Here is a 1,928-nt window from a genome sequence, read left to right on the forward strand (position 1 = left end):
TGAGTCAGCATAAGTATCAGTATGCTCATGCTAATCCCGTGGTTAATACTGATCCGACTGGGTATTTAACGAATCTTCAAGAATTTGCTGCCGTTGTTGGAATTTCAGCTATCCTTTCAGGACTAAGTTGGACTACAAGTACTGCAATTGGAAGTCTAGCTTATGGGGGTAGTGTATCTAATGCGGCTGCTATATACGACCAATTTTTAGCAGGTTTTGCTGATATTATCACTTTTACTGGTAGTACGAAACTTCGGGAAAAATTACACGGGGAGGCTGCAACCAGGAATCATAGAGGATTATTTTTTAGTTTGGGTCGGTTTACAGGGGGGATTACAGGATTTAGTGCTGGTTTAGGTGCACCAACAGTATTTGGAGGGACAACATGGGGACAGAAAGCACTTTTAGGTTATAATTTATTTGGGTCAGGATTAGCTTCTTACTTGAGTACGAAGAAATTCCAAGAAGGTACGGGAACAGTTTGGGATTTATTCGCCTATTTACCTTTGTTTACTTATGTAAGTGGATTGGGTTTAGACTGGATTGCAACCCGAGGTATTATTGGTGCTGACCTGGCTGGAAGTCGTGATTTAGCAAGGCAAATCCCAGAAGCAGGACTTAGACAGGAGGAATTTATAGCTTATCGACAACAGATACAAAATGCAGAACCTTGGATAATCGAAAAAGCAAGGTGGTGGGCTGATTTAAGGGATTATATGATTCTCTATCGTGCTCAAGGAAGTTTAGGAAAGAAAATTTTGAGTCCTATTGCACGTGAAGAAGGTCTTGAAGCATCCCGTGCACTTGTAAGAAGAATGCAAGCTGAAGGATTGACAAATGCACAGATTGCTGATTTTACAGCGCAGTGGCATGATGGGCCGATTCCTGGTTTTGTTGGTCTACCTGAAGGGTTTCAACATTTAGACGGTCAACGCTTAGGAGCTGCTGGTATTCCCACTTCTGCTATTCCAGGAGTTGCAACTGCATTCGCTAAATCTGATGATGGGGTTACAATGGTTCTTCGACTACCTCGGGAAGTTCCAATTCGCGTACAAGAGCCTTGGCCGAATTTGAGATTTGAAGAAGAATATATTGTTCTTCACCAAATTCCCAATAGTAATGTTGTTCAAGTCATTCCAGCAAAAGAACTTGCTCCTATTCGAGAAATAGAGGGGCAGATTCAGATTGGATATCAGTAATCATGAAGTAAAACATTATGTCAACAGCTAATAATTATCGTCAATCTATTCGCTCTTTGGAGGGCATCAAAAGCCGACAGCTTGATTCCGAAAAAGCTTTCTATGAGTTTTTAGAGCAAATATATAATGAATTCAAGCAGAAATACAATGAATTAGGGCAAGAGCAAGATAGTCTTGGTATTTTTATTTGTAGCATTGGACTTTTTGCATTTGGTCGATTGGATGTAGTAGAGGATATCTTAGATCATGTTCCACATAAAAAATATCCAGCGAATCACTTGGCTGGTGTTATACCAAATCTATTACCATTGCCTCAAAATTTGAGTTGGCGTGAGAATCCAGAGTCTCTTCAAGCATGGATACGGGAAAACTTTACTCATCTAAAATGGGATGAAATATCCGAAATTTATGTTCTACAGGAGTAGAAGTGAAATTCGAGCGCGATAGGAAATACCACTCACTTTGACTACGACTATCGGGGAAATGTCACTAAGGTTATTGATGCTGAGGGGAATGTCACCGAGTACGAATACGACAGTTATGGAAACCGCAGCGTAGAGCGACGCAAGGATGTGACGCAACCGGATGGTAGCCAGAAAGATATTATCCCTCTTCTGTCACTTTCGGAAAAAGGGGAGTGAAACCCTTATTCTTTCGTTGGCGATCGCGAGCTATCACTCTGGGAAGAGTATAATAAAGAAAAAAGGCTGAAAGCCCGATCGGAACTAT

Annotated in this window: 1 protein-coding gene and 1 pseudogene; both read left to right on the forward strand. The window is 41.1% G+C overall.

The annotated features are described in order from the left end of the window. Positions 1 to 1,199: pseudogene (locus AC3A14_RS24635) on the forward strand (hypothetical protein); the annotation flags it as partial. Positions 1,200 to 1,216: 17 nt separating this feature from the next. Next, positions 1,217 to 1,624, forward strand: coding sequence for a hypothetical protein (locus tag AC3A14_RS24640; protein ID WP_487779245.1), 408 nt, complete (start codon positions 1,217 to 1,219; stop codon positions 1,622 to 1,624). Positions 1,625 to 1,928 lie beyond the last annotated feature (304 nt).

It is taken from the genome of Roseofilum sp., from assembly GCF_982964205.1.